Source organism: Burkholderia sp. 4M9327F10, from assembly GCF_005503145.1.
GTDB lineage: Bacteria > Pseudomonadota > Gammaproteobacteria > Burkholderiales > Burkholderiaceae > Paraburkholderia.
This window is the reverse complement of sequence record NZ_SCNV01000123.1, coordinates 1-6,750: the sequence shown is the minus strand read 5'-3', so window position 1 is coordinate 6,750 and position 6,750 is coordinate 1. Positions and strand designations below refer to the sequence as shown.

The following is a 6,750-nucleotide window of genomic DNA, read 5'->3' as shown; positions in this document are numbered from 1 at the left end:
AACTGGATCTTGCGGCGCCGCCGCCGTCCGCGCCGCTGGTCGCGCCGCACGTGATCCCGGCGACGCCGGCGGCGCAGCGCCGGCATGCCGGTGCGCAGGATGGGCAGGGGCAGCAGGGTGGGGCGGGCTATTCGGGCAACGGGCTGCGCGAGCTGGTCAACTGGGCGGTGCGGCAGATCCGCGCGCAGCTCGATCTCACCGAAGACGAGCGCCGGCAACTGGCCGGCACCACCCCGCACGCGTTCCGGCATACGTTCGGCACCCAGGCGGCCGTCGACGTGCCACTCGACGTCGTGCAGCAGGTACTCGGCCATGCGTCGCTGCAGACCACCACGATCTATGTGCAGGCGGAACGGAAGCGCGTGCGGCGCGAACTCGCCGGCTACTACCAGCGGATGACCGGCGCCGGCACGCCGCGGTCCGAACCCGACTAGCCGCGAACCCGGCCCGATCCGTCCCGCCTGCGCGACGCCGCATCAGGGACCGTCATCGCGGATGACGACAGCGACGAAAAGGGCCAGCGTGCGAAGCAGGCCGGATCCCGGGTGCGGCGCGCCCGGCCTGTCACTGGGCTGGACGCCACAAGGTTTGACACGCGCCGAATTAGCCAGCTTTTCCTACCCTGCTTGCGTGATTGCGCTGACCGACAATTCACTACACTCATCGTGTTGACTTCCGGGCGACGGCAGCGTGGTACCCATCGTCAACAACCCGAGCCCCCTGAGGACGCGTACCGCATGAGCGGGACGATCGGATGTCATGACCGGAATCGGCGTGCCTCAGACAGAGATAGATGAAGAGTAAGGAAGAGTAAGGAAGAGGATGGACGCCCAGAAAGCTACGCTGTTTCAGATGGTCGACGGCAACAAGCAGTTCCGCATACCGATTTATCAGCGCGCCTACAGTTGGCGCCAGGAGCAGTGCTCCCGGCTCCTCGACGACGTGCTGACCATCGCCTCGGCTACGTCAGGCGCGTCGCACTTCCTGGGGTCGGTGGTGTACGTGGCCGACGGCAACTTCATGGCCGCGGGCGTGAACGCGCTTCTGGTCATCGACGGACAGCAGAGACTTACCACATTGGGTCTGATGCTGCTGGCGCTGCGCAGGCTCGCTCTTGACGGCAGGGACGTCGGGATGACGCCCAAAAGCATCGGCAATCTCTATCTGTTCAACGCCAACGAGGAGGAGAACTCGGAGAACTTCATTAAACTCCGGCTCACCCGTTCGGACAATGAGACCTACCGGAAAATCTGCAGGGACATCCCCCTCGGAGACGGGGACGACAACCGGATTCTGGCGAATTACCGTTATTTTCTGGACGCTTTCGAATCTGGCAGGGTCGATCCCAGGGAGGCCTACCAGGGCATCCAGAGGCTCCAGCTGGTCTACATCGCCCTCGAACTCGGAAAGGACAACCCGCAACTGATTTTTGAGAGCATGAACTCGACCGGGCTCGATCTCGCCCAGGCCGATCTCGTACGCAACTTCGTCCTGATGGGCCTTCCGCACGCCCTCCAGGAGAAGATTTATCACCAGCACTGGTTCCCGATGGAGAAGCATTTCGGCCACCAATACCGGGACAGGTTCGACAGTTTCATGCGCACCTACCTGACCGTGCGATCCGGCTCGATCCCGCGCGAGGACCAGGTCTATTCCGCCTTCAAGAAGCATGTCATGGCGCTGCCGGAAGGCTCCGGGGAAGGCGCCCACCGCATGGAGACTGTGGCGGCCGATCTTTATGAACAGGCCGGCTTCTACGCGCGCATTGCCTTCGGAGCGGAATCCGATCCCGACCTGAGGGCGGCGTTCCACGACATCGCGACCCTGCGGGCAGACGTGGCTCACCCATTCCTGCTCGAACTGTATTCGGACTGGCAGAAGGGGAGCCTCACGCGCGATGAGCTCCTGAATCTGGTGCGTCTGACGGAGAGTTACGTTTTCCGCCGGTTCCTTTGCGGCATACCGACGAACTCGATGAACAAGACCTTTGCCGGTCTGGCGAAAGGGATAGACAGGACGCGCTACCATCGCAGCGCGCAGGCCGAGTTTCTCAAACTGACTGGTTACCGCAAATTCCCGGGCGACGCCGAGGTTGTCCAGATGCTCGCCGACCGGGACGTCTACAACACGCCACGCTGCGCCTTCCTGCTCGAGCGCCTGGAAAACTCGTACCATCCGAAAGAGTCCATCAAGGCCGCCACCTTCACCATCGAGCACGTCATGCCGCAAACGCTCTCCGAAGAATGGAAGGATGCGCTGGGCGAGCAGGCCGAAGCCGTCCACCAGCGTCATCTGCACACGCTGGGAAACCTGACGCTGACCGGCTACAACAGCGAACTCAGTTGCAAGCCGTTCAAGACGAAACTCGAGATGGCGGAAGGCGGTTTCCTCTCCAGTCCGCTGGCGCTCAACACGTTCATCCGGCAGCAGGTAGCATGGGGCGAGAAGGAAATCTGCGTCCGAGGCCACACCCTTGCCACCATGGTCTGCGGGCTCTGGCCCGCCCCAGAATCCTCGGCACTGGCAGAGTTCGCGGAACCCGAGGCGGTCGCCGGAAGTGCCTATACCCTTGACAGTTACCCCCAACTTTCCGGCCCAGTCCGGCAACTCTACGATCTGCTCGAGGAAAGGATTCTGGCGCTGCATCCGGGTGCCAGAAGGGAGTGCAGGAAACTCTATGTGGCGTTCAAACTGGACACCAATTTTGTGGATGTCATTCCCCAGTTGTCCAAACTGTTGCTGGTCGTCAACCTGCGTTTCGACCAGATTGACGATCCCAGGGGATGGTGCCGGGACATTACCGGTCTGGGCCGCTGGGGCAACGGAGATGTCGAGGTCGCCCTGACCGGGCCGTCGCAGCTTGACTACGTGGCCGGGCTGATCGAGCAGTCCCTCTCCGTCCAGGTTCAGGAGTGATGCGTGCCCAGACGTTCTGAAGCTTCCATGCCCAGCACCACCTGTCCGACCGGACACCTGACGGAAGCGTTGTGCCCGGGGCTGGCGGAACCCGATGGCGCGTTTCTACCGGGTCGGTTCCTGCCCATTTCTGCGCGTCGCCGTGAGACTCTGTGCGACGACCTGCGGATCTGCTCCCGGGCCGGCCCGCGGATTCGCTTACGCTCAGGATCAACACGCTGATTCCGACTTTCCCGAGTGAATACCCCGGATCAAACCGTCGGATCGCGTGCAGAAAGTACGAGAATCCCGCTCACACATCGTGACATTCTTCAAGGAGGCCGCAACCATGTGGCTCATCACACCCGTCGGCTTTTTCAGCATTGTGCAAAAGCCCACCGACCAGCAGGCCGGAACGCTCACCGTTCGGGCCAGGGTGCGCGGCGACCTGGAGGCGTTGCGCGAGCATTTCCTGCCAGGCCTGGGCGACATGAGCGAGAGTCCGGGCAATGACTATCGCTTTCGCGCCGTTGCCCCGCGCGACGAGGTGGCGGCAGCGCTGGGCAGCATGATCCAGGGGCTGGACTATTCCAACTTCAAGTCCGAAGTTGCCCGGGTGCAGGGCACCGGGCGGGCACACCTTTACCACCAGGTGTGGGACGTGCTTCACAAGTTGCAGGTCGAGGGGAAGAAACAGGCGCCGGTGGGTCCAACCTATCACCCGCGCCACGATGAAAACGGCAAGCTGGTCGAAATCAGGAGCCCCAGCAGGGCGACGTCGCTCGAAACCTGGCATGAGCCGACCGCCATTGCCCGCGTGATTCCGGGCGGCCCGATGCCGAAGGTGGTCAGCGGCGTGGCAGTGAAGTCCTGGGCAGATTTTCCGAAGACCGCGAAAGGCTGGGAGGAACTCGCAGCAAGCTCATGCGTCGATGAGCCCGCGTTTCAAGTGCCGGCAGGCTACAGGAAAGCCGCTGGAGTTGTGTTGCGCGAGCCCGACGGCCGGGTCTGGGTCGTGGCACCAAGCAATGGCTACGCGGGCTACAAGGCAACGTTCCCGAAGGGCACGATGGACGGCAAGTCGGCGCAGGCGACCGCGATGACTGAAGCGTTCGAGGAGTCAGGGCTGCAGGTGCGGTTGCTTCGGCATCTGACCGATGTGAAGCGCACCCAGAGTTACACCCGCTATTTTCTCGCCGAGCGCATCGGGGGCGACCCGGCCGACATGGGCTGGGAGAGTCAGGCAGTGATGCTGGTGCCGATCGGGCAGTTGCGTCAGGTACTCAACAGCCAGTACGACATCCCGGTAATCGAGGCCGTGAAAAATGCCTGATCGGAGCAGATACGGCTTGTGCAGCGCCTGCGGCAAGCCGCTTGCCGCGCTTCACTACGCTTTTGCATTGCATCGCCATTCGATTACGTACGCCGGGACCGGCGAAACGCCAAACGAGCAGGGTCGATTGCATATCGATGCCATCGTCAAGCAGGTCCAGTTTTGCAGCAAGGATTGCTGCGAAGCGCAACTGCCTGAACTTCTGGAGGCGCACGGACTTCCGAGCAGCCTGCAAGGTAATCAGGTTGATGCAGGGCCGATCCATCCCTGTGTCCCTTGCGGCAAGCCCGTCAACATGTCCGAGCCCCATGGTGCCTGGGTCCGGGCCAAACAATCCTACGCGCGCCGTTGCGACAACTCGGGCATCACAGCCGAATGGCTCGATGTGATGGCCGTGGTCTGCGATTCCTGCGCGGGCATGAAGGCATCGGTCACCACGGCGGAGAAGGCTCCGAGGACCGACGAACGACCTGGTACCGTCTTGAATGCTTAGCCGACGATGCACGAGACCTAGTCGTCAGTGGGCGCGCCATACCCGCGCGTTGCGACATACGGGGTGCCCTTCTATGTGCAGGCGGAAAGACGTGCGTGAGCGGCACGCCTGTGACGAGAGCCCGTATGCGGCCAACGCGCTCGCGCGTCTTGTGCGCACGGCGCACGCCCGGCTCACGGACGCGCTCGCGGCCGACGGGACCCTGTCGGCGGAGGCGATTGCGCGGCTCAACGCGACGTCCGCGCACGCGTTCCGGCACACCTTCGGCACCGGCGCGGTCGCCCGCGACATGCCGGTCGACGTGCCGCAGCAGATCCTCGGTCACGCGTCGCTGCAGACCATCTCAATCTACGTGCGCGCCGGCCAGCAGCGCATGCTCGAGGCGGCCGCCCGCTATTACGCGGGCGATGACGGGAAGGAGCAGTCCAGACCGGAGAATCAGCTAAACCCAACGCAGCCCGAAGAGGTCACGGCTGCGGAAAATCACGCCTCCAGCCACTGATCGGAACAGCGCCATGCATATTCTTCGACTCAATCTGCGCGACGCCCGTGAACCGCGTTTCACGGGCGCGGAGTGGCGAAGTCCTGCCGGGTGCCGAGTCTCAGCAGCCCGCCACCCCGCCGACGGAATTGTCGGGCGCAGTTTACGTATTTCTCCAACAATAATCTCCAAAAAACCATGAAACTAGCTGTCTTGCATTTGAGCGATATCCATTTCCACGGGGACGACGACGCAGTTTTCAAGCGCTCCGCAGAAATAGCTGAGTCCGTGTTTCCTGCTGTCAGAGAAGCTGACGCCTTTCTTATCGCTGTCACCGGCGACATCGCTTTCGGCGGTCAAAAGGAGCAGTATGAGACCGCCCAAAGATTCATTTCTGCGATCCGGGATCGTCTGTCATCGGAGACTCGCGCGCCTGGGCACATCATCATGGTGCCCGGAAATCACGACTGCGTACTGAAGCCCGAGAACGAGATTCGTGAAATTGTTATCGACAAAATAGCCACGAAGCCATCGGAAGCAGAGAAGCCGGCGTTGGTCGAAACGTGCGTCAGCGTCCAGGCAGAATTTTTCCAATTCCAACGGACAGTTGAAGACCTGTCACCGATTTTCGAATCTCCCCTTTGGCGCGAATATGAAATCAAGGTCCAGAGCGTGACGATCCGGGTTTCCGGCCTCAACGTGGCATGGATGTCAAGGCTGCCGGAGAATCCTGGCACCCTTGTGTTTCCGCTGCAGCAATTCGACGAACAACTCTCCTCTAACTCCGATCTTCGTCTAGCGCTCTTGCATCAACCATACAACTGGCATCAGCAACGCTCGTACCACGAACTGAAGGCCAGTCTGCAACGGAATTCTGATGCTGTCTTGAGTGGGCACGAACACCGCGGCAGTTCTGGCATGATCGTCGACGAACATGCGGGGCCTTCGCTATATTTTGAAGCAGGGGCTCTTCAACCTCACCATGGCGAAGGCACTCCGGCGTACGCGGTATACCGGTTTGACACAACCGCAGCCACCGTTGTCGTTGACCGGTTCGAAATCGAAGTTGGTGGCATTCGGCCTGACGATGAATCTGCCGTCTACAGTCTTCCCTCGCGGGCGGAAAAACACACCCAATACCTTGACTTCACGACAGATTGGGCCGCTGACCTCAATAGCCCGGGCGGTTATTTCACCCATCCGGACAAAGCGGAAATCGTGATAAACGACCTTTTCGTCTTTCCAGACCTGAATGATGTGGAGGAAAGCCAACCGACCCGTCTGGCCGAGAAATCAGCGGAGACTCTCCTTCCAGAATTGCAGGCAGGTGGCAAGTTTCTGCTATTGGGTGATGAGCGTGCAGGAAAGACGACCCTGCTTTTCACATACATTAGGCGCTTGAACGATCTGGGTTTTGCCGCGGTGTATGTCAAGGCCAGTGAATTTAGCAAAATCCGCAACGCAGACGACGTGGGACCGCGGCTGGACCGCCTGATTGAAAACCAATATCAACGGCCGGAGATGGTCAATCGGGTATCCAAACACAAG

General features: G+C 61.1%; 6 protein-coding genes. All 6 read left to right on the top strand.

The window, feature by feature from the left end; all coding sequences use genetic code 11:
- Positions 1-434 (top strand): site-specific integrase (locus FFS45_RS41140; RefSeq protein ID WP_137960299.1); only part of this gene is annotated, 434 nt, incomplete at its 5' end.
- A gap of 388 nt (positions 435-822) precedes the next feature.
- Entirely contained in the window at positions 823-2,916 is a 2,094-nt protein-coding gene (locus FFS45_RS41135) for a DUF262 and DUF1524 domain-containing protein (protein ID WP_137960298.1), read from the top strand.
- Between the two features lie 328 nt (positions 2,917-3,244).
- Positions 3,245-4,228: an NUDIX hydrolase gene (locus FFS45_RS41130; RefSeq protein WP_249363135.1), complete on the top strand. Its 984-nt coding sequence runs from the start codon at positions 3,245-3,247 to the stop codon at positions 4,226-4,228.
- Complete coding sequence (locus FFS45_RS41125; RefSeq protein WP_137960297.1) at positions 4,221-4,721, top strand: hypothetical protein; 501 nt, start codon at positions 4,221-4,223, stop codon at positions 4,719-4,721. Before FFS45_RS41130 ends, FFS45_RS41125 begins: the two co-directional genes overlap by 8 nt.
- Before the next feature lie 73 nt (positions 4,722-4,794).
- The gene (locus FFS45_RS41120; RefSeq protein WP_249363134.1) at positions 4,795-5,223 is read left to right on the top strand and encodes a tyrosine-type recombinase/integrase; all 429 of its coding nucleotides are present in this window, start codon (positions 4,795-4,797) and stop codon (positions 5,221-5,223) included.
- 177 nt (positions 5,224-5,400) lie between these two features.
- The coding region (locus tag FFS45_RS41115) for a metallophosphoesterase (RefSeq protein WP_137960295.1) at positions 5,401-6,750 on the top strand (1,350 nt) is incomplete at its 3' end.

What these genes read in the sequence shown, in the direction of transcription:
- FFS45_RS41135 (WP_137960298.1), top strand. Translation starts at nt 823, where the DNA reads ATGGACGCCCAGAAAGCTACGCTGTTTCAGATGGTCGACGGCAACAAG.
- FFS45_RS41130 (WP_249363135.1), top strand. Translation starts at nt 3,245, where the DNA reads ATGTGGCTCATCACACCCGTCGGCTTTTTCAGCATTGTGCAAAAGCCC.
- FFS45_RS41125 (WP_137960297.1), top strand. Translation starts at nt 4,221, where the DNA reads ATGCCTGATCGGAGCAGATACGGCTTGTGCAGCGCCTGCGGCAAGCCG.
- FFS45_RS41120 (WP_249363134.1), top strand. Translation starts at nt 4,795, where the DNA reads ATGTGCAGGCGGAAAGACGTGCGTGAGCGGCACGCCTGTGACGAGAGC.